At 41.7% G+C, this 25,244-nt stretch carries 20 protein-coding genes and 1 pseudogene; 13 read left to right on the forward strand and 8 right to left on the reverse strand.

What is annotated here, in order from left to right; genetic code table 11:
- Positions 1 to 95 precede the first annotated feature (95 nt).
- Positions 96 to 1,061, reverse strand: a complete 966-nt coding sequence (locus tag H6H03_RS19195) for a sulfonate ABC transporter substrate-binding protein (RefSeq protein ID WP_190956689.1) — start codon at positions 1,059 to 1,061, stop codon at positions 96 to 98.
- Positions 1,062 to 1,082: 21 nt separating this feature from the next.
- On the opposite strand from H6H03_RS19195, the gene H6H03_RS19200 reads away from it, so the two are divergent.
- Positions 1,083 to 1,361: a hypothetical protein gene (locus H6H03_RS19200; protein ID WP_190956690.1), complete on the forward strand. Its 279-nt coding sequence runs from the start codon at positions 1,083 to 1,085 to the stop codon at positions 1,359 to 1,361.
- A gap of 63 nt (positions 1,362 to 1,424) precedes the next feature.
- Here H6H03_RS19200 and H6H03_RS19205 read toward each other — a convergent pair whose 3' ends face one another.
- Positions 1,425 to 1,619 carry a hypothetical protein gene (locus H6H03_RS19205; RefSeq protein ID WP_190956691.1) on the reverse strand — a complete coding sequence of 65 codons (195 nt, stop codon included), beginning with the start codon at positions 1,617 to 1,619 and terminating at the stop codon, positions 1,425 to 1,427.
- Positions 1,620 to 1,686: 67 nt separating this feature from the next.
- On the opposite strand from H6H03_RS19205, the gene H6H03_RS19210 reads away from it, so the two are divergent.
- Together H6H03_RS19210 and H6H03_RS19215 are read left to right on the forward strand one after the other, a co-directional pair.
- Positions 1,687 to 2,166: a cupin domain-containing protein gene (locus H6H03_RS19210; RefSeq protein WP_190956765.1), complete on the forward strand. Its 480-nt coding sequence runs from the start codon at positions 1,687 to 1,689 to the stop codon at positions 2,164 to 2,166.
- 637 nt (positions 2,167 to 2,803) lie between these two features.
- Positions 2,804 to 4,003, forward strand: a complete 1,200-nt coding sequence (locus tag H6H03_RS19215; RefSeq protein ID WP_190956692.1) for an acyl-CoA dehydrogenase family protein — start codon at positions 2,804 to 2,806, stop codon at positions 4,001 to 4,003.
- A gap of 162 nt (positions 4,004 to 4,165) precedes the next feature.
- On the opposite strand, the gene H6H03_RS19220 is transcribed toward H6H03_RS19215, so the two are convergent.
- From H6H03_RS19220 to ssuD, 6 genes and pseudogenes are all read right to left on the reverse strand, one after another.
- Positions 4,166 to 5,116 carry a D-2-hydroxyacid dehydrogenase gene (locus tag H6H03_RS19220; protein ID WP_190956693.1) on the reverse strand — a complete coding sequence of 317 codons (951 nt, stop codon included), beginning with the start codon at positions 5,114 to 5,116 and terminating at the stop codon, positions 4,166 to 4,168.
- A 193-nt stretch (positions 5,117 to 5,309) separates the two neighbouring features.
- Positions 5,310 to 6,257 carry a D-2-hydroxyacid dehydrogenase gene (locus tag H6H03_RS19225; protein ID WP_190956694.1) on the reverse strand — a complete coding sequence of 316 codons (948 nt, stop codon included), beginning with the start codon at positions 6,255 to 6,257 and terminating at the stop codon, positions 5,310 to 5,312.
- 119 nt (positions 6,258 to 6,376) lie between these two features.
- A pseudogene (locus H6H03_RS19230) lies at positions 6,377 to 6,880 on the reverse strand (N-acetyltransferase family protein).
- 264 nt (positions 6,881 to 7,144) lie between these two features.
- Positions 7,145 to 7,915 carry an ATP-binding cassette domain-containing protein gene (locus tag H6H03_RS19235; protein WP_190956695.1) on the reverse strand — a complete coding sequence of 257 codons (771 nt, stop codon included), beginning with the start codon at positions 7,913 to 7,915 and terminating at the stop codon, positions 7,145 to 7,147.
- 128 nt (positions 7,916 to 8,043) lie between these two features.
- Entirely contained in the window at positions 8,044 to 8,868 is an 825-nt protein-coding gene (gene ssuC / locus H6H03_RS19240) for an aliphatic sulfonate ABC transporter permease SsuC (protein ID WP_190956696.1), read from the reverse strand.
- A gap of 378 nt (positions 8,869 to 9,246) precedes the next feature.
- The gene (ssuD, locus tag H6H03_RS19245; protein ID WP_190956697.1) at positions 9,247 to 10,395 is read right to left on the reverse strand and encodes an FMNH2-dependent alkanesulfonate monooxygenase; all 1,149 of its coding nucleotides are present in this window, start codon (positions 10,393 to 10,395) and stop codon (positions 9,247 to 9,249) included.
- 778 nt (positions 10,396 to 11,173) lie between these two features.
- On the opposite strand from ssuD, the gene H6H03_RS19250 reads away from it, so the two are divergent.
- The 10 genes from H6H03_RS19250 to H6H03_RS19295 all read left to right on the forward strand — a co-directional run bounded on the left by H6H03_RS19250 (position 11,174) and on the right by H6H03_RS19295 (position 24,874).
- The gene (locus H6H03_RS19250) at positions 11,174 to 13,090 is read left to right on the forward strand and encodes an iron uptake porin (protein ID WP_190956698.1); all 1,917 of its coding nucleotides are present in this window, start codon (positions 11,174 to 11,176) and stop codon (positions 13,088 to 13,090) included.
- A gap of 507 nt (positions 13,091 to 13,597) precedes the next feature.
- Positions 13,598 to 15,259 (forward strand): FAD-dependent oxidoreductase, encoded by a 1,662-nt coding sequence (locus H6H03_RS19255; protein WP_190956699.1) that lies wholly within the window; start codon positions 13,598 to 13,600, stop codon positions 15,257 to 15,259.
- Entirely contained in the window at positions 15,211 to 15,585 is a 375-nt protein-coding gene (locus H6H03_RS19260) for a 4Fe-4S binding protein (RefSeq protein WP_390842678.1), read from the forward strand. The genes H6H03_RS19255 and H6H03_RS19260 overlap by 49 nt, the downstream gene beginning before the upstream one ends.
- A 19-nt stretch (positions 15,586 to 15,604) precedes the next feature.
- Positions 15,605 to 16,714 (forward strand): ABC transporter substrate-binding protein, encoded by a 1,110-nt coding sequence (locus tag H6H03_RS19265; protein ID WP_190956700.1) that lies wholly within the window; start codon positions 15,605 to 15,607, stop codon positions 16,712 to 16,714.
- Between the two features lie 144 nt (positions 16,715 to 16,858).
- The gene (locus tag H6H03_RS19270; protein ID WP_190956701.1) at positions 16,859 to 18,340 is read left to right on the forward strand and encodes an amidohydrolase family protein; all 1,482 of its coding nucleotides are present in this window, start codon (positions 16,859 to 16,861) and stop codon (positions 18,338 to 18,340) included.
- 163 nt (positions 18,341 to 18,503) lie between these two features.
- The gene (locus tag H6H03_RS19275) at positions 18,504 to 19,982 is read left to right on the forward strand and encodes an amidohydrolase family protein (protein ID WP_190956702.1); all 1,479 of its coding nucleotides are present in this window, start codon (positions 18,504 to 18,506) and stop codon (positions 19,980 to 19,982) included.
- A 276-nt stretch (positions 19,983 to 20,258) separates the two neighbouring features.
- Positions 20,259 to 21,440, forward strand: a complete 1,182-nt coding sequence (locus tag H6H03_RS19280; protein WP_190956703.1) for an acyl-CoA dehydrogenase family protein — start codon at positions 20,259 to 20,261, stop codon at positions 21,438 to 21,440.
- An 86-nt stretch (positions 21,441 to 21,526) separates the two neighbouring features.
- The gene (locus H6H03_RS19285) at positions 21,527 to 22,348 is read left to right on the forward strand and encodes a class I SAM-dependent methyltransferase (protein WP_190956704.1); all 822 of its coding nucleotides are present in this window, start codon (positions 21,527 to 21,529) and stop codon (positions 22,346 to 22,348) included.
- Positions 22,349 to 22,796: 448 nt separating this feature from the next.
- Positions 22,797 to 23,891 carry an aliphatic sulfonate ABC transporter substrate-binding protein gene (locus H6H03_RS19290; protein WP_190956705.1) on the forward strand — a complete coding sequence of 365 codons (1,095 nt, stop codon included), beginning with the start codon at positions 22,797 to 22,799 and terminating at the stop codon, positions 23,889 to 23,891.
- A 119-nt stretch (positions 23,892 to 24,010) separates the two neighbouring features.
- Positions 24,011 to 24,874 (forward strand): TauD/TfdA dioxygenase family protein, encoded by an 864-nt coding sequence (locus tag H6H03_RS19295; protein ID WP_190956706.1) that lies wholly within the window; start codon positions 24,011 to 24,013, stop codon positions 24,872 to 24,874.
- Positions 24,875 to 25,244 lie beyond the last annotated feature (370 nt).

The following is a 25,244-nucleotide window of genomic DNA, read 5'->3' on the forward strand; positions in this document are numbered from 1 at the left end:
ATTTGTTTTGTAGCCAATAGCTAATGACGATTTTCGCAAAATTATTAAATCGATAATTTGTAATAAATTACGAATTACGAATTACGAATTACGAATTATTTATTTCCTTGCCAAACTATTTCTTTAACTTGAATTTCCTTGGGGATCAATTTGATTTTATAAAACGTATCTGCAATTTCTTGTTGTTTGGCGATCGCTTCATCAGTGAGCGGAAGTACATCATACTCGCGCCGCTTTTCAGCTATCTCCAACACAGGAGCATCTATACCCAACGCTGGTGAAAGAAGTTTAGCAACATCACTGGAATTGCTTTTCGCCCAATTACTGGCTTTTTTAACCTCGTCTAAAATTGTTTTTAAAGCATCCGGTTTACTGTCAGCAAAAGACTTAGCAGCCAGATAATAACCACGATTGGGAGCTAATCCCGTTCCATCTGTTAAAGTACGTGCGCCTGTTGCTGCTTCTGCTGCGGCTAAGTACGGGTCCCAAATTGCCCAAGCTTCGACGTTCTTACCTTCAAAAGCAGCACGAGCATCGGCTGGTGGCAAAGTTTTGGGCTGAATATCGCTGTATTGTAGTCCTGCTTTTTCTAAGGCTTTAACTAATAAATAGTTAGCATTAGAGCCTTTGGCAAAAGCAACTCTTTTACCTTTGAGTTCAGCTACACTTTTAATCGGTGAATCTTTGGGAACTATAATAGCTTCAGCTTTAGGACTCCAAGGATCGTAAGCAACGTAAACTAAAGGAATACCCCCAGCTTGGGCGAATATTGGTGGTGATTCTCCGGTATAGCCAAAGTCAATACTACCTGCGTTTAATGCTTCCAACATCGGAGGCCCAGCAGGAAATTCTGACCAAGTTACTGAAGCACCGGAGGCTGCAAAGGTTTTCTCTAAATTTCCTTGTGCTTTGAGTGCATAGAGAATAGTTGATGCTTTCTGATAACCAATACGAACTACAGTATTGTTTGGTGCTTGAGTTATTTGGGTCGTTCCACTGTTGCTCGTAGTTGGAGAACAAGCAAAGACAGCTAATGTTAAACCAAATCCGACTATAAACATTAGAGAAAAGGTGTAAATCCTTTGCTGCTTGAATCTCTTAAAGAAAGTGATGGTTCTGCCTACCGCAGCTATTACAATGCTGAGCAATCTAGTTGGAGAAAACTTAATCAACGTCTTGACTCTACTTTTAGGGATAAATATTCAACAGGTAAGAGGGGCTGGGGATTGGGGATTGGGGATTGGGGATTGGGGATTGGGGACTGGGTAATAAGTGGCAATAAAATGTATGGCTACGATAGCCTACAAAGCGATCGCCTAAAAATCCAGATAATTAATGTATTGCTGTTACAAGCAATCTAGAGAGTTCTTTTATTAAAGCATACTACGGTAAATGCAGCATATTTTAGTAATATGCGATCGCATTTATTCAGCTTCAGCTTTTGTCTTCCCTGCAAGAGCTTTTGCCTTAAGCATACGCAATAAACTCGCTGCGTAAGTTTTATCACGGAGCATTTTTAACGTTTCACGGCAATTATTGAAAACCAGGATAGTAAGCCTTATAATTTCAAGCGTAGTAAAAATCTTAGCAATCTCTGGCAGCCTCAACTCTAGTTCCAATACAGCTATCCTGCAAGCTCTCATGGGGCTAGTATCTGAAGATGTTAGCATCTCAATTAGCGCTTCTATGCAAGTACCAACAAACCCAATCGCTATTGACGCGGCTGAAGCACCGCTGCGTACCAAGCCAACAAACTATCCAGAACCTTTTGCGTCTCGTATAGCGGGCAGGGAGAAACGCCCACTTGGAGATCTGTTTGGTCTAACAAACTTTGGTGTAAACTTAACAAGATTAGCTCCAAACGCAATTTCCGCCCTCCGTCATGCTCATTCCAGACAAGACGAGTTTGTCTACATCTTGAAGGGGAAACCTACGCTGCAAACTGACGAAGGTCGAACTCAACTCTCCCCTGGTATGTGTGCAGGCTTAAAGGCGGGGACTGGGAACGGACACAACCTGATTAATGAGACCTCAGAGGAGGTTGTGTACCTAGAAATCGGCGATCGCACCCCAGGAGACGAAGCAATCTATCCCGATGACGATCTTCAAGCCTTGCTTGTGGAAGGTAAATGGCAGTTCACCCACAAAGACGGTACGCCCTATTGAAATAGGGGCTTCCTACTAAAAAAATAATCAATCGTTTTGAGAGGCAGGGAAAGCAGGGGGAGAAAAAATTGGATGCTGACGTTGGATGCAGGAATTGAGTAATTTAATTCTTGGATGTCCTATAATGCACTAAACTTTCACACATCTAAATTGCACATTTTCTCATGTTGGCAGTTAACCGTCACCTGTGAACAAACTTCATGAGCGACTGTGGAACTTAAAAGCCGAATAGCTTATCTCTAGTCAGCTTGATGTGTTAAAGCTGTTTATGTCATACTTATTAAATACAAGTAATTACAGCAATAGACAAAACTGCTAGGATATCAACAAATGATAAAACTTAGACACAAAAGGACTTTTTACCCAGTCCCCAGCGATGCACTGAAGCTCAATGAAGTGTCCCTAGTCCCTAGTCCCTAGTCCTTTGTTATACAATATTCCCACCAAGTTCTAGTATTATTCATCACAATTGCTAGAAATCAGGAGTTCGAGGTTCAGAACTGACGGTAGAAATAATTGCGATCGCCTCATTTCCCATCAAAGCATCCCAAGTTTGCACGAATATCAACTTTTTTCCCAGGACGAATGTCTGGTCGTCTTTAGAAGATTTAAGTTTCCCCTCAACAAGGAGTATATTATGTCACAGTTGCAACAAGGGCCGCCAGACACCTTTATAGCCAAAAGCTTAGAAACTACCCCAAATATTTTCCACCGAGTTGAGGCTTTAGCTAAGGATTTTGCTACCCGTGCAGGGGTACACGACAAAGAAGCTTCGTTTCCTTTTGAGAATTTTACAGCTTTGCATAAGGCAGGATTGCTGAGCCTTACCATCCCGCAGGAACTGGGCGGTCAGAATTTAGGACTAGAGGCTATTTGCCGAGTGATTGAAGGCATAGCCCACGGTGATGCTTCCACCGCGCTAGTACTGACAATGCACTATCTCCAACATGCCCATGCAGCTCGTAGTCGTCGCTGGCCTTCAGAAGTATACAAACGCGTATGTCGTGAGTCAATAGAAGGCATTGCGCTGCTGAATGCTGCTCGTGTGGAACCAGAATTAGGTACGCCAGCCAGAGGCGGATTGCCTGCTACCATTGCGGAACGGACGACAGAGGGGTGGCGTTTAACAGGTCACAAACAATACACCACAGGTAGTCCCATCCTCAGCTACTTCGTTGTTTGGGCACGGACAACAGAAGATGAACCACAAGTTGGGAATTTTCTGGTTCCCCGCGATTTACCTGGCTTGCAAATTGTCGAAACCTGGGATCACTTGGGCATGAGAGCCACCGGCAGCCATGACCTAATCTTAGAGAATGTATTAATTCCTCCAGAATACGCCGTTGATATCCGCCCTATCTCTGCTGTGCCTCCTCTTGACCCATTGATTGCCACTTGGGGCAGTTTGACAATCAGTGCCTTGTATCTCGGTGTTGCTAGTGCTGCGCGAGACTGGCTGATCGGGTATCTTTGGGAGCGATCGCCATCTAATCTAGGAGAGCCATTAGCAACTTTACCACGCTTTCAAACCGCTGTAGGTGAGATGGAAGCACTGCTATTTGCAAACCGTAGACTGATTTATGGTTTGGCTCAAGATAGCGATCGTGGTGAATACGAACGTAACGTAGGATTACAGGCACAAAGTGTTAAATATTTAACCACAAATAACTCAATTCGTGCTGTAGAGATTGCCTTGGAGCTAACTGGTAATCCTGGTATGTTAAAAAAGAATCCTTTAGAGCGACATTACCGTGACGTTCTGTGCAGCCGTATCCATACACCGCAAAATGACGTTATTTGCCAATCTCTAGGAAAATCCGCACTGAAAGTTAAGTGATTGGGCATGGGGCATTGGGCATGGGGTATGGGAGACAAGGAGAATAACTTCTCACTCTTGTACAAACAAGGGTTAATCGCGTCTCTACTTCTCACTCAGCACAGGCTAAACGCCCCGCTACCGCTAACACCAATTCCAATGCCCAATGCCCAATGCCCAAATTTAATATCCAGCTTTCTTGTCTACAACATTTCGTAAGGGTTGGCCAGTTTGGTAGCGTTTAAGATTGTCGATAAACAATGCTGCTATGCGTTCTCTCAGCCGTGGTGACAGGGCTGAACAATGGGGTGTAATAAACGCGTTCGGTAGCGACCATAAGGGACTTTCTTGTGGTAGAGGTTCTGTGGCAACAGTGTCTAATCCAGCACCAGCAATCCATCCCTCACGTAGTGCAGTGATTAATGCAGCTTCATCTACTATTGCACCACGAGCGATATTTATCAGGTAAGAAGATGGACGCATAGAACGCAATGCAGCTTCATCAATTAAGCCTTGAGTTTCTGGCGTTAGCGGTGTAGCAATAACTACATAGTCGGCTGCGGGGAGGAGCGATCGCCATTCATCAGCACCGACAATTTTATCAAAATTGGGTAAAGGTTCAGGATGGCGGCGACTACCCCAAACTTGGACTCCAAAGGCTTTAGCGCGAGATGCGATCGCTTGACCGATATTTCCTGTGCCAATAATTAATAAAGTAGCATCTGCCAACTCTTCAAGAAACACTCCTCTAACCCAAGTGTGTTCATCCTGCAAAGTTTGTAATTTCCGCAGATTCTTGGCGTGATAAAGCATGAACGCCAAAACAAATTCCGAAATTGGAATTGCGTGAACTCCTGCACCATTTGTCAGGATAATATCCCTTTGCAAAAAGTTAGGCGTGAGGATATGATTCACTCCAGCACTCGGTGACTGTTGCCAACGCAACCTCGGTGCTGCCGCCAGTACTTTGTCAAGGGTAGAGGCCTTGAGGTAGAATCCGTTGACATAAACTTCTGCATCGCTAGCATCGCCATCAATGTTGCCTTCACTATCCACCACCACAAACTCTACATCAGATGGTAATAGCGGCTGAATCTCAGCAATCAAATGATCGGGTAAAATTAGTTTCACCATATTTCCTACTCCCTGATTTTAAAGGGATTGGGCATTCGGTATGGGGAAAGGGGAAAAGGGGAAAGATTAAATTTATTCCTTTTCCTTTTTCCCGGTTGGTAAGCTTGTCGAACCATTAACATTTTCCCTTGCCTCAACAGCCTTCCTATTTCCCCAAGCGATGCACTGAAGCTCAACGAAGTGTCCCCAATCCCTAATATCCTGCTTCTTTATCTACTACATTTCGTAAAGGTTCACCAGCTTGATAGCGTTTAAGATTATAAATAAATAAAGCTATTGAACGCTGTTTGCTTTTTGGTGAATGACCAGAAGTATGGGGTGTGATAAAGATGTTTGGAAGTGACCATAAAGGACTTTCTGGCGGTAAGGGTTCGGTGGTAACTGTGTCTAATGCTGCACCTGCAATCCAAGCTTCTGTAAGTGCTTTGATTAATGCTGATTCATCGATGACACCGCCACGAGCAATATTAATTAAGTATGCATGGGGAGGGAGCGATCGCAATACAGATTCATCAATAAATTCTTTGGTTTCGTGTGTTAGTGGCGTTGCAATTACTACATAGTCTACTGTAGGGAGGAGCGATCGCCATTCATCAGCACCTACTACTTTATCAAAGTTTGGTAGTTCTTGCGGATGACGACGACTACCAATAATTTTTAAGCCGAAGGGTTTAGCACGGGCGGCTATTTCTTGACCAATACCACCAGCACCAATAATTAGCAAAGTTGCATCTGTTAACTCTTTAATAGCAAAGCCTCTTTTCCAGTAACGTTGTGCTTGTAAACTATATAATTCTGGCAGATGTTTAGCATGAGCAAGTATATAAGTAATCACAAATTCGGCGATGGGAATTGCATGTACTCCCGCCCCATTTGTGAGGATAATATCTCTTTTTAAATAAGTTGGTGTCAAAATATGATTTACCCCTGCATTCGGGGCATGATGCCAACGTAGTGCAGGTGCAGCCTCTAGTATTTTATGAAGTACGTTACTTTTAGATAAAAACCAACTGAAATAAACTTCAGCATCGCTAGCATCGCCATCTAAATTACCATCAGTATCTACTCTGACGATTTCGGCATCGGTTGGTAGATGTGGCTCAATATCAGTAACTAAATCGAGTGGCAAAATGAGCTTCATTTTAGATTACCTCTTCTTTATTTACAGGGCTACTTTGGAAATTGCCTCTGTTTGATAAAAAATTAAGTGCAATTTTTTATTTGCACAAATTCTGACTTTTATGAAAAACTCAGTTTTTCTTATTTAATTTGTAAATACGTTAACTCTAAATCAAAATATTGATTATCAAATTTATACGCCATTTTTTCTATTCCATATATTTGAAAACCCAATGATAAATAAAGTTGTTTTGCAAACAAATTACTTTTAACAACATCCAGTAATAATATTTCTACGTCGTTAAGAGCTTTTGCTTTTTAAATTACTTCATTTACTAATAATTTACCTATAGCTTTCCCTCGATATTCTTGTTGAACATACATACTACTGATATATGCTTTATGCCTGAGTTTTATTCTTGATTGCTGTTGAAATACGACTATTCCAATTAACTTTATATCCTCATAGCAGCCCAAAATAAAGTTATTGTTATCGACTGGGATTCTATTCCGAAATTGTTCTATCGTCTTAATTGCTTCTTCATGATAAGTTGTGCCAAATGATTCTGGATTTTTATATAAAGCTTCTAATCTAATTTTTCTATAATCTTCTGCATCATACTTTGTTAATTTTCTAATTAGCATTAAATTAAATACAATATATATTTATTATTTGTTTTAAATTTACCAATATAAATTAATAGTTATTGTGTTTCAGCTTATCTACGTCATGAATATATAAAAAATCACCCAAAGGCGCAGAAAAAAATTGATAGAGAAAATTTATAGTGTTCAAAAACAATTACGGATTGCTGTAGCTGCTTTTTTAAAGAAAGTTTTAATCTCGAAGTAGCCTATTTACCGCAGCTACCTCAAGTTTAATATTCAGCAACTAAAAAAGCTTAAATCTCAACTACTCAGTTGTAATAACTGGTTGCTTACCTGAGTATTTTCATTGCTCATGACTCGTTCTAAAACTGTTTCCCTAATATTGATGAACAGTTCATGGCTTCTATCTCGTGGACGTGAAAGTCTCACAGGTACATCTAAAGTAATTCGTCCTGCTTCAATCAGAATAACTCTGTCTGCTAATGCTACTGCTTCTTCTACATCATGAGTAACTAAAAATGCAGTAAACTTGCGCTCTAGCCACAAATTTTCAATCAAGTGTTGCATTTCTAAGCGAGTGAGAGCATCTAAAGCTCCCAAAGGTTCATCTAATAACAACAAACGGGGCTGACTCACTAATGCTCTTGCCAATGATACCCGTTGGCGTTGTCCACCAGATAGTACGTGAGGCCATTCCTCAGCTCTATCCTCCAGCCCCACTTTCTGGAGTGCCCACTTAGCTCTTTCACGCCAATTTCCTTGCAAGCCTAACCCCACATTCTCAATTACCCGCTTCCACGGTAGTAAACGGGGATCTTGAAACATCACGGTTACAGACCGGCTGAGTTTACGAAGTGGTTCCCCATCTAATAGTATTCCACCTGAACTCGGTTTATCCAATGCTGAAACTAGACGTAATAAGGTACTCTTACCGCAACCACTACGTCCTACAATGGCAACAAACTCACCAGGTGCAACTTCTAAATTCAATGAGTTTAAAACATTTTTTTTGCCAAAATCCTTTGTCAGATCCAAAATACTTAGTTGTGTACCTTGTACATTTGAACTCACTCGAAAAACCTCCATTATTTACAGAGTAGCTATGATTTTTATTGCTAGTAAATGCATATGGAATATGCAGCTTTTGTCATTATTCCCAACTCAAATAAATAATTTTCAGTTGGGCCACAAACTGAAAACTATGCACGTTGGTAATTAGGATTCCAAGCCAAAAACTTTCTTTCTAATGCTCTGGCAGTGGCGTCTGCTAATTTGCCTAACAAGGCATAAATAACAATACTCAATACCACAACATCAGTTTGCATAAATTCACGAGCATTCATCGCCATGTATCCAAGTCCAGAATCTGCTGCAATGGTTTCTGCAACAATTAGCGTTAGCCACATAATTCCTAAGGAAAAACGAACGCCAACAAGAATCGAAGATAAAGCCCCAGGAAAAATGATTTGCCACAAAAGTTGTGGTGTTTTCAATCCATAGACTTTTCCCATCTCAATCAGTCCGGGGTCAACACTACGAATACCATGAAATGTATTGAGATAAAGTGGAAAAAATACCCCCATAGATACTAAAAATAATCTGGCTTGGTCGCCAATACCAAACCAGAGAATTACTAGGGGAATTAATGCTAAATTAGGAATTGTGCGGAGCATTTGCAGAGAACTATCTAATAACTTTTCTGCTATAGGGGAAAAGCCATTGAGCAAACCCAAACTGAACCCGATACTGCCACCAACTATAAAACCAGATATGGCACGCCCAGCACTAATTCCTATGTGTTGAAACAATTCTCCAGTTGAAGCTAATCTAAATGCTGTGACAATTACACCACTAGGGGCTGGTAAAATTCTGCTTGAAAGAAGACCAGTTCTCGAAGAAACTTCCCAAAGTACTAGTACGAGAATAGGCACAATCCAAGGAACTATTTTATCGACTTGCGGGTTATTTAGCAGCCCACTTAGGGATATATTACTACTTTTGCTGTGTTTAAAGGTGATAGTCATAGTAGTATTTTGGGTTTTAGATTTTGCGTTCGCGTAGCGTGTCGGAGATAAAAGTCGGTAGACGCCTTGTGCGGCTTCCGGCGAACTGTTAGCGACGGAGGAGCGTCACTTTTCAAGACGGATTTTAGATTCTCCAAAGAGAAAAATCTAAGTAATTTTGGATTTTAAATTCTCCATAAGGAGAAACTTAGAAGGGTGAAATTATTAAGTTTTTGGGAAGAATTCAGCACTCAAAATTCAAAAAATTGTAACCATGTAGTATCATTGATATATTGTTGAATTATTATGGTTTCTAAATCCTGACTTTTGAATTCTGACGATTTTAGACTTTAAATTTGGTGTTTTTAATTCAAAATCTAAAATCTAAAATTCCCATACTTATGAGGCGGCTGTGAGTTGTTTAGCAAGTTCTTCATTAGCAGATGTTTCGCTAAAATGACTCAAAACTTCTGCTGTTGAAGGTGCAGGTTGGTTGTGCAAAGGTAGACGCGGAAATAATAATTCCGCCGTGCGATACGCTTCTTCTAAATGCGGATATCCAGAAAAAACGAAAGTTTCTATTCCTAGTTCTTGATATTCCAGCATCCTAGCGAGAACGGTGTCGGGATCTCCGACTAAAGCAGTACCAGCACCACCCCGCACTAATCCAATTCCTGTCCATAGGTTGGGGCTGATTTCTAGGGCTTGTCGAGAGCCATTGTGTAGTTGACTCATGCGCCGTTGTCCTTCAGAATCAGAACTAGCAAAGTCTTTTTGAGCTGTGGCGATCGCTTCTTCATCCACATACTTAATCAACTCATTAGCTGCATCCCAAGCCGCAGACTCGGTTTCTCGCACAATTACGTGCAAACGAATGCCAAAACGCACTGTTCTGCCTTGTTCTGCCGCCAGCCGCCGAACTTCAGAAATTTTTTGTGCAACTTGCTCTGGAGGTTCTCCCCATGTCAGATACACATCTATATGTTTAGCAGCAACGCGTTTGGCAGCAGCAGATGAACCACCAAACCACAAAGGTGGATAGGGTTTTTGAACTGGTGGGAATAGGAGCTTACCACCTTTGATGTCTAGGTAGTTTCCTTTAAAATCAACTGTTTCCCCACTGACGATACCCCGCCAAACATGCAAGAATTCATCGGTTAGATCGTAGCGATCGTCATGATTCAGATGCAAACCATCCCCAGCAAGGTGTACGGGATCTCCACCTGTTACCACATTAATCAACAATCTCCCTTGAGAAATTCGGTCAAATGTTGCTGCCATACGTGCCGCAGCACCAGGAGAAGTAATTCCTGGACGAATTGCCACAAGAAATTTCATTTGCTTGGTAACAGATATGAAAGCCGCAGCAGTAATCCAAGCATCTTCACAAGAACGCCCTGTAGGTAGCAATGCCCCTGTGTAACCTAAACTATCTACAGCTTGGGCAATTTGCTGCAAATAATCAGGCGTAGCAACACGAGAGCCAACATCTGTGCCTAAATAGCGTCCGTCACGAGATCCAGTAGGAATAAACCAAAGAATTTGCATGTTTATCAGGGTATCAGGTTCGCAATTTACGTTTTTCCGATCGAAATACCGTAGTTTATAGGTGAAATTCTACCCGATATTACGTAAAAATCAACCCTAATTTAACCATTGGTAAAAAATATTTGTTTGCCGCCTGACTTTATAGTCAGCAGTTGTGAGTACATAACTTTGGTAGCATTTATTATTTTGCCACTTTCGTGGTCAGGATGACTGTATTCTAAAACACAACTTTCTACTCATAAAAGCATAATTATTAATAAGCACAGGGAGTAAGGACTAGGGAGATGGGGACGCGGAGAATAACCAATGACAAATGCCCAATGCCCAATGCCCAATGCCCCATGCCCTAAATCGCACTCTTCATAATATTTTCCGATGGTGGATAAGTACTAGGTCTTGCATTGTAGCAACCTCTATGCAAATATATTTCTAAACAAAACCCGGTAAGTCTATCGTTTTACCGGATTTACTTGGATTTACTTAATTAATTGATGCTGTCAAAATATAGCTGATTACCAGTCACCAATTTTCTTTCCATCGTCTTACTATCCTTTCAAGCGGCAAAATTAACAATTTACTGCAACTTTTGGATTGTACATTGAATAACTGCTTAGTGATGGTTTCAATATCCGAGATTTGTAATTTTCTCATCAATGAAACCTTTACTAAATCCAGTATCTAATGGTTTAGCACAAAAATTGCATCAGGAACTTATGCTGCTTTTTTGTGCAATTTAGAGCTAGTTTACTCGTTTTTCAGGTTGAGGAGTTAAAGAGTCATGTCCAAGTTTCGCTGGAATTATAGATCCATACTGTTTCTACTTTCATTGCTAGATATTCTAGCTATCCTGATTTTTAATCCGGCTAAAAGTCAGGCTGAAATACCTCAAGAACTAGAAGCAAACAAACCTCTAGAAACAGTTGTTAATCAGACAGTTGAAACTTCGATCTCGGAAGTGGAAGCAAATAAACCTCCAGAAGCAGTTGTTAATCAGACAGTTGAAACTTCGATCTCGGAAGTGGAAGCAAACAAACCTCCAGAAGCAGTTGTTAATCAGACAGTTGAAACTTCAATTCCAGGGCTAACTAGAAAAAAAGTTAAAAAGCCAGAACGGGTGACACCTGTCTCGGAATTGTCTGGAAATGCGCCACCACCTGCGAAAAAACCTATCAATAATTCTGCCGGACAAGTGACATCCGTCTCGCAACTGTCAGATGTGAAACCCACAGATTGGGCATTCCAAGCACTACAGTCTTTGGTGGAACGCTATGGTGTAATTGCTGGATATACAGATGGCACATTTAAAGGGAATCGTGGCCTAACGCGCTATGAATTTGCAGCTGGCTTAAATGCAGCTTTAGATCGTCTCAATGAACTCATAGCGACATCAACGACAGATTTAGTTAGACGAGAAGACTTAGATACCATCAAAAAACTACAAGAACAATTTTCTCCCGAACTTGCTGAATTTCGCGGACGTGTAGATAGCTTGGAAGCGCGGACTGCACAGTTAGAGGCAACTCAGTTTACTACCACAACCAAACTTATAGGTAGAGCGCAGATTGTCTTTGGTTCACTTCTAGCAGGTAATAATGTCGTGACTAAGACACCGGCACCTCGCAATCCTACACTTCAAGGTTCAGCTTCCTTACGCTTGAACACCAGTTTTAACGGTAAAGACTCACTGAGCTTATCGTTGTCGGGTGGAAATATTGAATCGTTGGGACAAACAAGAGCTGGGTTATTAGGAACTTATGAAGGAAGAACTGCTGATAACTCCAGTATTACTTTTGCACGCAATCAGATTACTCTTGGTGGTGTTCGCTATCGGTTTTTACCTACTCCAGATACCCAAGTCAATATTTATGCTCTATCTGATGGAGCTAGTGAGATAGGGCTTTCGGGCCCGATTAACCCATATTTTGAATCGTCTTCTGCAACTGGCGCTAATGGGATTTCAAGATTTTCACGACGGTCTTTGGTCTATAACTATGGAGATAGCGGCCCTGGAATTGCCATACTCCAACGATTAGGTAAACAGGTTCAAGTCGGGGTAGCGTTTAGCGCTCCAAACGGTAATAATCCGCTACTAAATAATGGCTTATTTACAGGTAGGTATTTAGCTTTAGGACAGGTAATATATTACTCTGCCGATCGCAATTTTCGCGTGGCTGCAACTTATGTCAATACCTATAGCCCACCAAATACCCAAGGTTTTAGTGGAACAAACTTCGGCCCAGCAGTTGGCAGCAATCTGGTAAACAGTACCGTGGCTGGAGCGGGAACCATAGGCAATCTTTATGGGCTACAGGCGTTCTATCAAGTTAGTCCTAAGTTTGCAATTAATGGATGGGTAAGTTATGCATCCCATCGCTATATAGGACGTGGAGATGGTAACGCTATGGATTGGGCAGTAGGACTAGCATTCCCGGATCTTTTTAGCGAAGGCGCTCTAGGGGGAATTTTAGTTGGTATGGAGCCAAAACTCACCCGTCTGAGTGATAGTGTAAATTTGGGAGCAGGTTTCGGACAAGCAGATAAAGATACCTCCCTACACGTTGAGGCCTTTTACCAATATAAAATCGGAAATAATATTGAGATTACGCCAGGTTTAATCTGGATTACTGCACCAGACTCTGATAACAATAATCCCGATAGTGTATTTGGTTGGGTTCGTACAGTCTATAGGTTCTAACCTCTCAAGAGTGTTGACTGTTGAGCAGGGCTGGAAACGTTTACGTTGCAAGGCGTGAGGAATTGGGCGTACAGACGGGATTAATCCTTGTCTGTACTTATATATATAGGACTTACGCAAAAACTCTTTCTTGCTCTTATTCCTCTGTGCCCTCTGCGTTCTCTGTGGTTCAATTTTTCTTATACACAAAACTATACAAAAAGCAAGTATCTATTGAGATATAGAAAGTTTATTTTACAGAACTTTATGTTGAAATTTTTCTGTGAAAATACTTGCTTTTTGTCAGAAATTGTGAAAAGCTTTGTTATGTTATAAACTACGGTTAATCCGTAAAGTTAAAGTAGTTTAATAAAGTTTGCTCTGCTGGCAACTTACAGTAAAGAAGCCATAAATCGAGGGTAGTAGGAAACCCTCAACTAGTTAGGCAAAGAGATTTCTGATAGCGTGCGGCATCGATGGGGTGAAGATTTGATGCTCAAGACTTGCTCGATGGGGGAAATATTTTAGATGCTGAAGACGTTAACAACCGATTTTGAACTCGACCTGCAAGCAGATGTCCTAGTAATTGGGGGTGGGCCTGCTGGCACTTGGGCGGCTTGGAGTGCTGCATCAAGTGGAGCCAGAGTGATCCTCGTAGACAAGGGATATTGTGGGACAACTGGATGTGCTGCTGCCTCTGGTAATGGTGTGTGGTATGTGCCACCCGATCCAGATGCACGGGAAACAGCCAAGGCGAGTCGGGAATCTTTGGGTGGATTTTTATCCGATCGCAATTGGATGGATCGGGTATTGAATCAGACTTATGTCAACGTCAATCAGTTAGCAGAGTGGGGTTATCCGTTTCCTACCGACGATGAAGGCAAACCCTATCGGCGATCGCTACAAGGCCCTGAATATATGCGGCTGATGCGGCGGCAAATTCAAAGGGCAGGAGTTAAGATTCTAGACCACAGCCCCGCCTTGGAACTATTAGTAGATGAAGATAGTGCTGTTGGCGGTGCTACAGGCGCAAACCGTCAGACTGATGCCAGATGGGTGGTGCGATCGCGTGCCACAATCATTGCTACTGGTGGCTGTGCGTTTCTGAGTAAAGCGTTAGGATGCAACGTCCTGACAGGGGATGGTTATTTAATGGCTGCTGAAGCAGGTGCCGAGATGTCGGGTATGGAGTTTTCCAACGCCTATGGCATCTCCCCAGCTTTTTCCTCAGTTACCAAAACCCTCTTCTACAATTGGGCAACCTTCACCTATGAAGATGGCACAGTGATTCCTGGTGCTGGTTCTCAAAGGGGACGTTCGGTAATTGCCCAGACATTGCTGGAACAGCCAGTTTACGCCATTTTAGATAAAGCAGCCGAATCCATGCGCCCATCCATGCGTCTGGCGCAGCCTAACTTCTTCTTACCCTTTGACCGTGCAGGTATCGATCCATTTACCCAACGTTTTCCTGTTACTTTGCGCCTAGAGGGAACTGTACGCGGTACAGGAGGAATTCGGATTGTCGATGATAGCTGTGCTACTTCCGTGCGGGGACTTTACGCCGCTGGAGATGCAGCCACACGGGAACTGATTTGTGGCGGATTTACTGGCGGTGGTAGTCACAATGCAGCTTGGGCAATATCTTCTGGCTATTGGTCGGGTCAATCGGCTGCTGAATATGTCCATAGTTTAAAAGAACAGAAAGCACAACCTCAGCTTAAGGGCGTTGGAGAGGTAGCATTAAATAGTCAGAGCGATCGCTTTGATAAATTTGCAACTGATGAAGTGATTCAGGCAGTCCAAAGTGAAGTATTCCCCTACGAAAAGAACTTATTCCGTACAGAAAAAGGCTTAACAGAGTCTTTAGCGAGACTAAATCACCTCTGGCAAGAAATTCGCAGTAGCCAGGTAACATCAAATCAAGAACTTATTCGCGCTAGAGAAGCCGCTGCAATGGTCGCTACAGCACGATGGATGTATGGCAGTGCCATTGAACGTAAAGAAACTCGTGGTATGCACAAACATTTAGACTATCCCGAACAAGATCCTAACCAGCAACATTATTTAATTAGTGGTGGATTAGATCGAGTCTGGGTAAAGACTCAGCCGCTAAACACTACAGCCAAAGCAGAAATTCTCCAATCCAAAATCCAAAATCTAAAATCCAAAATAGTAGGAGCCGTAGTGTGATTGAGTTGGTCAGCGAATCGCGGTGCATACAATGTAATATCTGCGTAAACGTTTGTCCGACCAACGTGTTTGACCGCGTAGCAGATGCACCGCCAACTATTGCCCGACAAAGTGACTGTCAAACCTGTTATATGTGCGAATTGTATTGTCCAGTTGACGCTCTTTATGTAGCACCCCAAAGTGACATGCAGACTTCAGTCAACGAAGCAGAATTGGTAGAAGTCGGCTTACTGGGTAGTTACCGTGAAAACGTTGGTTGGGGATATAAACGCACATCAACAGCAAAAAGCGATCAAACATTCCAAATTCTCAAGCAGATGAAATAGTACAGCGGAGAAAATAGTCATGCTGTCGTTAAAAAAGGCAGAAGGCAGAAGGCAGAAGGCAGAAGGTAGCCTTATAAAAATAAAAGTTAGGCATTTTGAGCCTAGACATAAGGTATCTAGTGCAAGATTATCAACTTCAGTCGCTTGTTTATTACTGCTGCTGACTACAGCATGTAGCCAGGGAAAAACTGAATCTGCTCAATCCATTGAGGCTATTAATGCCAAGAGTACTAATTCTATTGCTGCATCTAACGACATATCTACCTTGCGTATAGGTTATGTAGGTAGTGCAGAACCTACAGGGCCACTTGGTTGGGCAAAGAAAAAGGGAATATTAGAGCGCGAACTCAAAAAAGCTGGATTTCAAAACATTAGTTTTGCACGATTTCCTAATGGGCCGGATCTAAATGAAGCCCTGGTTGCAGGTCAATTAGATGTTGGCTCTTTAGGGGATACACCAGCGATAGTTTTGAGAGCTAGGGGTGAAGAAACTCGACTGCTGCGGATTAGCCAATTTAATACAACCGCTTGGTTAGTAGCGAAAAAGAATGGGCCGCGATCGCTTGCTGAACTTAAAGGGCAAAAAATAGCTACCCAAAAAGGTTCTTATATGCATCGATACCTACTGGGTCTATTAGCTGAAACTAAAATTGCCAAAGATGTAAAAGTGGTTCACTTAATGACTACTGAAGCAAAATCAGCATTAGAACGTGGTGATATTGCCGCTTATGCAACTGCGAGTGATATGGGCCCTTACCTAAAATCTCAAGGATTTCCAGTTATTGATTCTTCAGCCAATCATAAAGGTTTATCAGGCACTTCATTAATAGTAGCAACCGAAAAATTTCTGGCAAAACAGCCTGATTTTCCAGAAAAATTTAATACAATTTTGACAGAAGCAGCCAAAGATTTAAAAGCTAATTCCGAAGAATACTATCAGTACCACGCTCAAATTACTAAATATCCCGTCGATATTATCAAAATATCCTATCCACTTAAACAAGTATCAGAAGAACCTTTACCAACTGAAGGAGTAAAACTTTTAGAAGGTACTAAAAACTTTTTAGTTTCCCAAGGTTTAGCAAAGTCCAACTTTCAATTAAAAGATTGGGTTGGGACTGGGGACTAGTGACTAGGGACTAGGGACTGGGGATTGGGGACATGAGGAAAATGAAGAGAAAAGTTAATCACAAATGCCCTATACCCAATCCCTAATCTCCAGTACCCAATCACCAGTACCCAATCACCAGTAGCCACAATAGGGTAAATTATCATGACTATTGCGTTAGAACGTCCAAAGAAAACCAAGTCTGCTCAGATTCGGGAAAAATTGGGTTATCCAATCATTGATACTGATGTGCATACCCAAGAATTTCCGCCGGCATTCTTGGACTATTTAGAGCAAGTTGGTGGAAGTGCGATCGCTCAACGTTTCCAAGAACATTTACCTGGTGCATCTCGCTCTAAATGGTTTAAGCAAACTTGGGAAGAACGCCGCGCTTATCGGACTGCACGTCCTCCCTTTTGGACTCGTCCCACTAAGGATGCTTTAAATTTAGCCACCATTAGTTTACCGAAGTTGCTACACGAGCGCTTGCAAGAAGCAGGTACAGACTTTGCAGTTGTGTACCCCAACTTGGCGACTATGGCGCCACATATCGGTAATGAAGAAATGCGGCTGGCTGTTTGCCGCGCAGTTAATACTTACCATGCTGATATTTTCCGTCCTTATAGCGATCGCTTAACGCCAATTGCTGCTATTCCCATGAATACGCCCGAAGAAGCGATCGCAGAATTGGAATATGCAGTCAATGTGCTGGGACTCAAAGCAATTCAAATCCCCGGCCATATCCGCCGTCCGATTCCCGCCTTCGAGAAGTATGGCGAAGAAGTAGCAAACGAAGCTATTTGGATTGATACCTTTGGCTTGGATAGCAAGTATGACTACGATCCATTCTGGGCGAAGTGTGTAGAACTCAAAGTTGTACCCACCACCCACTCTTCTGGTATGGGATGGATAAACCGACGTTCCATTAGCAACTACCAATACAACCATATCGGTCACTTTGCTGCGGCTGGAGAAGCGCTGTGTAAATCTCTGTTCTTTGGTGGTGTAACTCACCGCTTCCCCACACTTAAGTTCGCCTTTTTAGAAGGAGGCGCAGCTTGGGGCGCTAGTTTATACACTGACTTGATTTGGCATTGGTATACTCGCAATAAAGACCATTTGGTAGAAAATAACAATCCTGGCAATATTAATCGGGAAGAACTGCTAGAGTACTACACTCGTTACGGTGGTGAATTAGTACATGGTCGTTTGGATCAGTTAGGTAGTGGCTTAGGTTTCCACGCCGACTTAGTAGCCCCGTTAGAACCAGGCGATTTAGATGAATTCGCCCTAGCAGGAGTTAGTAAGCCAGAAGATATCCGCGATCGCTTCTTGAATCATTTCTACTTCGGCACAGAATCAGATGATACCCGTGTAGCCCAAGCATTTAACCGCAAAGCTAATCCTTATGGGGAACGCATTAAAGCCTTCTTGGGTTCTGATTCTGGCCATTGGGATGTACCCGATATTACAGCGATCGCTGCTAACACTTATTCGATGGTAGAACGCAAAATTATCACCGAAGAAGATTTGCAATATTTCCTCTCAATCCATCCCTTAGAGTTGTACACCAGCCTGAATCGTGACTTCTTCAAAGGTACGGCTGTTGAGAAAACCGCAGATGAATTTTTGACTTCTAGAGGCTAGGGACTAGGGACTGGGGACTGGGGACTGGGGACTAGGAATTGCAAGAAGTTTCCTAATACCCAATCCCCACTACCCAATTCCCAATCCCCAATCCCCAATCCCCAGTACCCAGTACCCAACCCCCAATCCCCAGTACCCAATCCACAATATGAGGTAAACTATCATGACGATCGCTCTTGAACGTCCGAAAAAAACTAGGTCTGCTCAGATCTGCGAACAGTTGGGTTATCCCATCATCGATACTGATGTGCATACCCAAGAATTTGAGCCAGCAGTCTTAGATTATTTAGAGCAAGTTGGCGGAACTAAGCTTGTTGAACGCTTCAAAGAAAATTTACCAGGGTCTTCCCGCTTTAAGTGGTACAAGCAGACTTGGGAAGAACGTTTTGCTTATCGGACTAATCGTCCTAATTGGTGGGGTCGTCCAACCAAAGATACTTTGAATTTGGCTACCATTAGTTTGCCCAAGTTGCTGCACGAACGTCTGCAAGAAGCAGGTACAGACTTTGCTGTGGTGTATCCCAATTTGGCAACTATGGCGCCAAATATCGGTAACGAAGAAATGCGGCGTGCTGTTTGTCGAGCAGTTAACACTTACCATGCTGACATTTTCCGCCCTTATTCTGATAAGCTAACACCGATCGCTGCAATTCCAATGCACACTCCCGAAGAGGGAATTGAAGAGTTGGAATATGCAGTGAATGTGCTGGGACTCAAAGCAATTCAAATCCCTGGTTATGTACGTCGTCCAATTCCTGCTTTTGAGAAGTATGGCCCAGAAGTAGCTAACGAAGTGGTTTGGATTGATAACTTTGGTTTAGACAGCCAATATGATTACGATCCATTCTGGGAAAAGTGCGTAGAACTGAAAGTTGTACCCACAACCCATGCTTCGAGTCAAGGTTGGACGACTCAGCGTTCGGTAACCAATGCCCAGTACAATCACATTAATCACTTTGCCTTCGCCGCAGAAGCATTGTGTAAATCTTTATTCTTTGGTGGTGTAACTCGTCGCTTCCCCACCTTAAGATTTGCCTTTTTGGAAGGTGGTTCTGCTTGGGGTGCTAGTCTATATACGGATATTATTTGGCATTGGGAAACCCGCAACAAACAACATTTGTTGTCAAATAACGATCCTGCAATTATAGATAAGGAAGCGCTAGTAGAGTTATACACTCGCTACGGTGGCAAACTTGTGGATGGACGCTTAGATCAAATTGGTGACGGTTTGGGATTCCATCATAAAATGTTGGCTCCAGAAGATCCAGGCGAACTAGATGAATTTGAACTGGCGGGAATTGAGAAGCCAGAGGATGTGCGCGATCGCTTCTTGAATCATTTCTACTTCGGTACGGAATCAGATGATACCCGTGTAGCCCAAGCCTTTAATCGTGCTGCTAATCCCTTTGGCGACAGAGTTAAAGCCTTCTTGGGTTCTGATTCCGGTCATTGGGATGTACCTGATATCACCACTGTGACTGCGAATGCCTACTCAATGGTAGAACAGGAAATCATCACCGAAGAAGACCTCCGCCACTTCCTGTCAATCCATCCATTGGAGTTGTACACCAGTCTCAATCGTGACTTCTTCAAAGGTACAGGTGTAGAGAAAGCCGCAGATGAATTTTTGGCTAAGAAGTAGCGAGTAGGGAGTGGGAAGTCAAACAGACGAGGAGATGGGTAATTAATTACCAATGCCCTATGCCCCCTGCCCCCGCCCATCTTTAAAGTGTTCCATGTTCCATTTCCTCTGTTTAGTCGTAGGGTGAGTCTTGCTTACTTACTTACTCACTCTACATTTCTCCTAAATTTTGGGTTTGATACCAAATTCAGAGGAACAAGAATGTTCGCACACCAAGCAATTAGAAACTGCATTTGTATTCGCTTTAATTACGAAGTTATAAAAGGATAATTTTTTATGGTGCTAGATATTACAAAACCAAAAGATTACATTGATATAGCAGCTTCATTATCCAAAGAACTCGCCGAATCCGCAGTTGAAAGGGATGCTAAAGCGGGAGTTCCAGAAGAGGAAATTAATAGGCTACGCGAAACTGGCTTGTTACCATTGATTGTGCCTAAGCAATATGGTGGAATTGGCGCAACATGGATTGATGCTTTAAAAATTGTGAGAAAGCTATCAAAAGCTGATGGTTCAATTGGTCAATTATATGGTAATCATTTGAATTTGACAGCTTTGGGCCATGTTTCTGGCACACCAGCCCAAAAGGAAAAATATTATCGTGAAACTGCTAAGAATAATTTATTTTGGGCAAATGCTATTAATACGCGAGATACTAGGCTGAAAATTAGCCCAGAGGGCGAAAATTTTCGGGTTAATGGTGTTAAAAGTTTTGGTACAGGTATTGCTGTTGCAGATTATCGGGTATTCTCGGCTTTGCAAGATGGTGTAGAATTGCCCTTTATATTCATAATTCCTAAAGACAGAGAAGGCTTAATTTCTAATCAAGATTGGGACAATATTGGGCAACGTCGCACTGATAGTAGTAGTTATACATTTAATAATGTCTTAGTAGAAAAAGATGAAATTTTAGGGCCACCAGAACCACCTGATAATGCCTTCTCAACTTTTCTTGGTATTATTGCCCAGCTAACAAAAACCAACGTTTATTTGGGAATTACTAAAGGAGCCTTTGCAGCTGCTCGTGAGTATACCAAAACTAATACTCGTCCTTGGATTACATCAGGAGTAGATAGTGCTACTCAAGACCCATATATTCTGCATAATTACGGCGATTTTTGGATAGAAATTCAAGGTGCGATCGCTCTGGCTGACTCAGCAGCCGAAAAGGTGCAAGCAGCTTGGGAAAAGGATATAGAACTTACTCATCAAGAAAGGGGAGAAGTAGCGATCGCAGTTTCCGCAGCTAAAGCATTAGCTACTCGTGTAGGTATAGATATTACCAATCGCATCTTTGAAGTTACGGGAACTCGTGCCACAGCAACCAAATATGGATTTGACCGTTACTGGCGAGATTTGCGAACCTTTACCCTCCACGATCCTGTGGATTACAAATTACGAGCTATAGGCGATTGGGTACTTAATGACCAGCTACCCGTGATTACACAATATTCATAGGGCATTTGTCATTGGTTCCCTGGTTTTCTCACAGACGCGATGAATCGCGTCTCTACAAAATCCAAAATCTAAAATCCAAAATCGATATGACTCAACTCAAAACACTTCCCACCTATGACCCAACTTTATTTGAGGGAGCTGCTGAAGGCTACGCTCAATACAGAACTAAATACCCGCCTGTTGTATTTGATAAGCTAGCTGAAATATTTAATCTCAATGGTGAAGGACGACTGTTAGATTTGGGTACCGGGCCGGGATTAATTGCTATTCCTTTAAGAACTAGATTTGAAGAAGTTGTGGCGATCGATCCCGATCCCGATATGATTGCAGAAGCTCAACGGCAAGCAGCAGCAGTCGGAGCAAATAATATTACTTGGCTGCAACAAGGAGCAGAGTTCATCGACTCTAGTTTAGGAACATTTAAATTAGCCACTATTGGTCGAGCTTTCCACTGGATGGAACGCGAATTAGTGCTTGAGCGCCTTTATGGATTGCTTGCGGATGATGGTGGAATAGCACTGCTGAATACTGGTGATAATCCTTGGGAAAGTTCTTTACCTTGGAAAAAAGCTGCTCTGGGAGTTGTGAAGAAATGGTTAGGCGATCGCCGACGCACTGGACTACGAGGAGAAGGTATTCGTAAGCCAGTCGATCCTCCCCATGAAGTTGTTATTGCCAATTCAGCTTTTGCTCGTCAAGAAATCTATGAAGTGCCATTTGAAAAATCTTGGACTGTCGATAGCTATCTTGGCTACTTATATACCACAGCTTTTTCTTTGAAAATTTTCTATGGCGATAATGCCCCAGCATTTGAAGCAGACCTCAAAGAAGCATTGCTACAAGTTGAACCTTCTGGGCACTTTACAGAAGAACTCAAAGCTACAATCTTAGTTGTTTGGAAGAAATAAAACTGCTACTTTGAAAGCTAAAATTCCAAAATTTTTGATTACAGCAAATCTCAAAATTCAGAATTGTAGCTTGATTCTTTCGGTTATGTACTAGCAAAATTGACAGAGTTCATTTATATAGCAGATTTGAACCTTGTTCTACTTAACCTCAGTTTCAAAATCTAAGCAGCAAGGCTTGTTTTTCTCCTGTATTCTGCTATCAACTTCAACTTTCGACTAGCACAACCCTGGAGTGGGTTCTTCTCACTCCATTTTCTAATTTTCCACCTCACAACTGTTAAACTCAAGTTCCTCGAATCTTTATAGGGTGGGTACAAACCCACTCTAATTCCTATATTTGAATTAATTCCGTTTGCCAAAAATTAATAAATAATTTTTTTTCACTTTTTAAGTTCGTAATCAATCATAATTTTGTAACTACCTAATAGAACAATAAATAAAACAACCCATGCCCGCTATAAAACCAAAGTTGGAATTTAGAAACAGCCAGAAAATAACACGTCGTTCTTTATTATTTGCTCTGGGCTACTGCTTAGTATTATCTACAACCTTATCTAGTTGTAGTGAAGCCAAAAATAACGCTCAGCAGTCTCCTGCCACTTCTGATTCACCAGCTTCATCTAAGACTACAGAAAAGCAAACAGTACGAATTGTGCGTTCAAAACAACTTACTGGTCTAGCAGTATTAGAAAAGCAGGGATCTTTAGAAAAGCGATTGGAACCTTTGGGTTTTAAAGTACAGTGGACTGAGTTTGCAGCCGGGCCGCAACAGCTAGAAGCTCTAAATGCAAACGGACTTGATATTGCATCTACAGCCGAGTCGCCTCCTGTATTTTCACAAGCAGCAGGAGCGCCTCTTGTTTATTTAGCTACTACATACCCTAGTGGTAAAGCAGTTTCACTTTTAGTTCCGGTAAACTCTCCAATTAAAAGTGTTGCTGACTTAAAAGGCAAAAAAGTAGCTTTCCAAAAAGCTTCTATAGGTCACTACTTATTAGTCAAAGCATTAGAAAAAGCAGGACTAAAACTAAGCGATGTCCAATCAGTTTTTCTGCCACCACCAGATGCTAATGTGGCTTTTAGCCAAGGCAAAGTAGATGCTTGGTTTATTTGGGAGCCATTCGTTACCAGAAATGTGCAAAACAAATCAGGCCGTGTTTTGGTGGATGGAGGTGAGTTGCGGGATACTGGCAATTTTTATTCAACTTCACGTCAGTTTTATGAAGCACATCCTGATGTGATTAAAGTATTTCTAGAAGAATTAGAAAAGTCAGAAATCTGGACTAAGGAACATCCCAAAGAAGTAGCACAACTACTTGCTCCTGTGACTCAACTAGATTCCTCTCTTCTAGAAACTATGCATAGTCAATATAGCTACGGAGTGCTACCAATTACTGAGAAAACTATTACCAAGCAGCAAGAGGTTGCAGATAAATGGTACAGCCTCGGACTTATACCAAAAAAGGTGGATGTGAAAGTTGGATTTTTGACGCCTGAAGAGTACGCAAAAATTACTCCTGCTGACGTTTTAGCTAATAAGTAGCCATACCATTTTTAGTTTTGAATTTTGGATTTAGAATCTTTTGTTTGCGAAGAATAGCGTGAATAAATTTTTCAAATTGCTATTCTTCACCAGAAAATATTGAAACAGAGGAGAACATTATGCCTACTGCAACTTTAACAGAAGTAAAAATCACCCCTATTGATGCTCCGTTAGGAGCGGTAGTTACTGGTTTAGATGCGAGTCAAACTATTGCACCTGAAGTTATATTACAACTTAAAGGAGCTTTGCGCGATCGCCACATCCTCATCTTTAAAAATCAGCAGCTTTCTGACGAACAATTGTTGAATTTTTCTCTATACTTTGGCGCACTTTTTGTACCATCTGATGAGACTCCAGTACTAGCTTCTAAACCTGGAGAAACTCCCGTGGTGATTCTGATTTCTAATGTCGATGGCGGCTATACCGGCACTGGAGAACTCAGTTTTCATTCTGACCACAAATGGACTCCTACCCCATCTAGCGGTTCGCTCCTTTATGCTTTAGAAATACCTTCTCAAGGCGGAGATACTTATTGGTTAAATACCAATTTGGCTTATGAAGCTTTGGATGAAGCTACCAAAAAACGGATTGCTAATTTACAGCTAATTACCTATAATCCGTTTTTACAAAACCGAAATGCACCCCGTCCCTTGTATCGTTGGGACAAGAATATTCCATTAATCAGTCCTGTCTTTCCTCATCCTTTAGTAAGGACACATCCTGAGAGTGGTAAAAAGCATCTTTATTTAGATATTGCTACTGAAGTGGAAATTGTCGGCTTAGAACCTGAAGAAGGATCTAAATTGATTGAACAGTTGCGTCAACATCTCAACCAGCCCCAATTCTACTATCAACACAAATGGTCTGTAGGTGATATCGTCTATTGGGATAATCAAGCTACTTTGCACTACCGTCAAGCATTCGATCCCAATGAACGAAGGGTATTAAAACGAGTTAGCCTTGCAGGTAGTCGTCCTTTTTAGTTTACGTAATTGAAGTAGAGACGCAGTTGTTCGCGTCTCTCGAAAATTTAAATATAGCTAAGAATCATCAATAGTCACTGTAGAGCTTTAGTGATGCTAAATCTTTAAACATCTATCTAAAATTTTTACCTATTACTATTTGATATATTGTGGTAATAAATAATGTTATAAAAGTTAAAATTTGAAAAATATGTATTGTTTAAATTGCAGCAAATATCAACTTTAATTTTTAAATTTTCCTCAATTATTATCAATACTAATTGATAGTATGTATGAAAATATCTTATATTTTCTCGTAATAATTCGTGTTGATCAATACTTTATTAAAACAGAAAAATAGATAATATTTAGACTTGAAATAACAGTTTCT

The organism is Nostoc paludosum FACHB-159, assembly GCF_014698835.1.
Taxonomy (GTDB): Bacteria; Cyanobacteriota; Cyanobacteriia; order Cyanobacteriales; family Nostocaceae; genus Nostoc; species Nostoc paludosum.

Bases quoted from the DNA above. Each gene is read 5' to 3' on its own strand.
- H6H03_RS19195 (WP_190956689.1), bottom strand. From the start codon at position 1,061: ATGTTTATAGTCGGATTTGGTTTAACATTAGCTGTCTTTGCTTGTTCT.
- H6H03_RS19210 (WP_190956765.1), top strand. From the start codon at position 1,687: ATGCAAGTACCAACAAACCCAATCGCTATTGACGCGGCTGAAGCACCG.
- H6H03_RS19215 (WP_190956692.1), top strand. From the start codon at position 2,804: ATGTCACAGTTGCAACAAGGGCCGCCAGACACCTTTATAGCCAAAAGC.
- H6H03_RS19220 (WP_190956693.1), bottom strand. From the start codon at position 5,116: ATGGTGAAACTAATTTTACCCGATCATTTGATTGCTGAGATTCAGCCG.
- H6H03_RS19225 (WP_190956694.1), bottom strand. From the start codon at position 6,257: ATGAAGCTCATTTTGCCACTCGATTTAGTTACTGATATTGAGCCACAT.
- ssuC (WP_190956696.1), bottom strand. From the start codon at position 8,868: ATGACTATCACCTTTAAACACAGCAAAAGTAGTAATATATCCCTAAGT.
- ssuD (WP_190956697.1), bottom strand. From the start codon at position 10,395: ATGCAAATTCTTTGGTTTATTCCTACTGGATCTCGTGACGGACGCTAT.
- H6H03_RS19250 (WP_190956698.1), top strand. From the start codon at position 11,174: ATGTCCAAGTTTCGCTGGAATTATAGATCCATACTGTTTCTACTTTCA.
- H6H03_RS19255 (WP_190956699.1), top strand. From the start codon at position 13,598: ATGCTGAAGACGTTAACAACCGATTTTGAACTCGACCTGCAAGCAGAT.
- H6H03_RS19265 (WP_190956700.1), top strand. From the start codon at position 15,605: ATGCTGTCGTTAAAAAAGGCAGAAGGCAGAAGGCAGAAGGCAGAAGGT.
- H6H03_RS19270 (WP_190956701.1), top strand. From the start codon at position 16,859: ATGACTATTGCGTTAGAACGTCCAAAGAAAACCAAGTCTGCTCAGATT.
- H6H03_RS19275 (WP_190956702.1), top strand. From the start codon at position 18,504: ATGACGATCGCTCTTGAACGTCCGAAAAAAACTAGGTCTGCTCAGATC.
- H6H03_RS19280 (WP_190956703.1), top strand. From the start codon at position 20,259: ATGGTGCTAGATATTACAAAACCAAAAGATTACATTGATATAGCAGCT.
- H6H03_RS19285 (WP_190956704.1), top strand. From the start codon at position 21,527: ATGACTCAACTCAAAACACTTCCCACCTATGACCCAACTTTATTTGAG.
- H6H03_RS19290 (WP_190956705.1), top strand. From the start codon at position 22,797: ATGCCCGCTATAAAACCAAAGTTGGAATTTAGAAACAGCCAGAAAATA.
- H6H03_RS19295 (WP_190956706.1), top strand. From the start codon at position 24,011: ATGCCTACTGCAACTTTAACAGAAGTAAAAATCACCCCTATTGATGCT.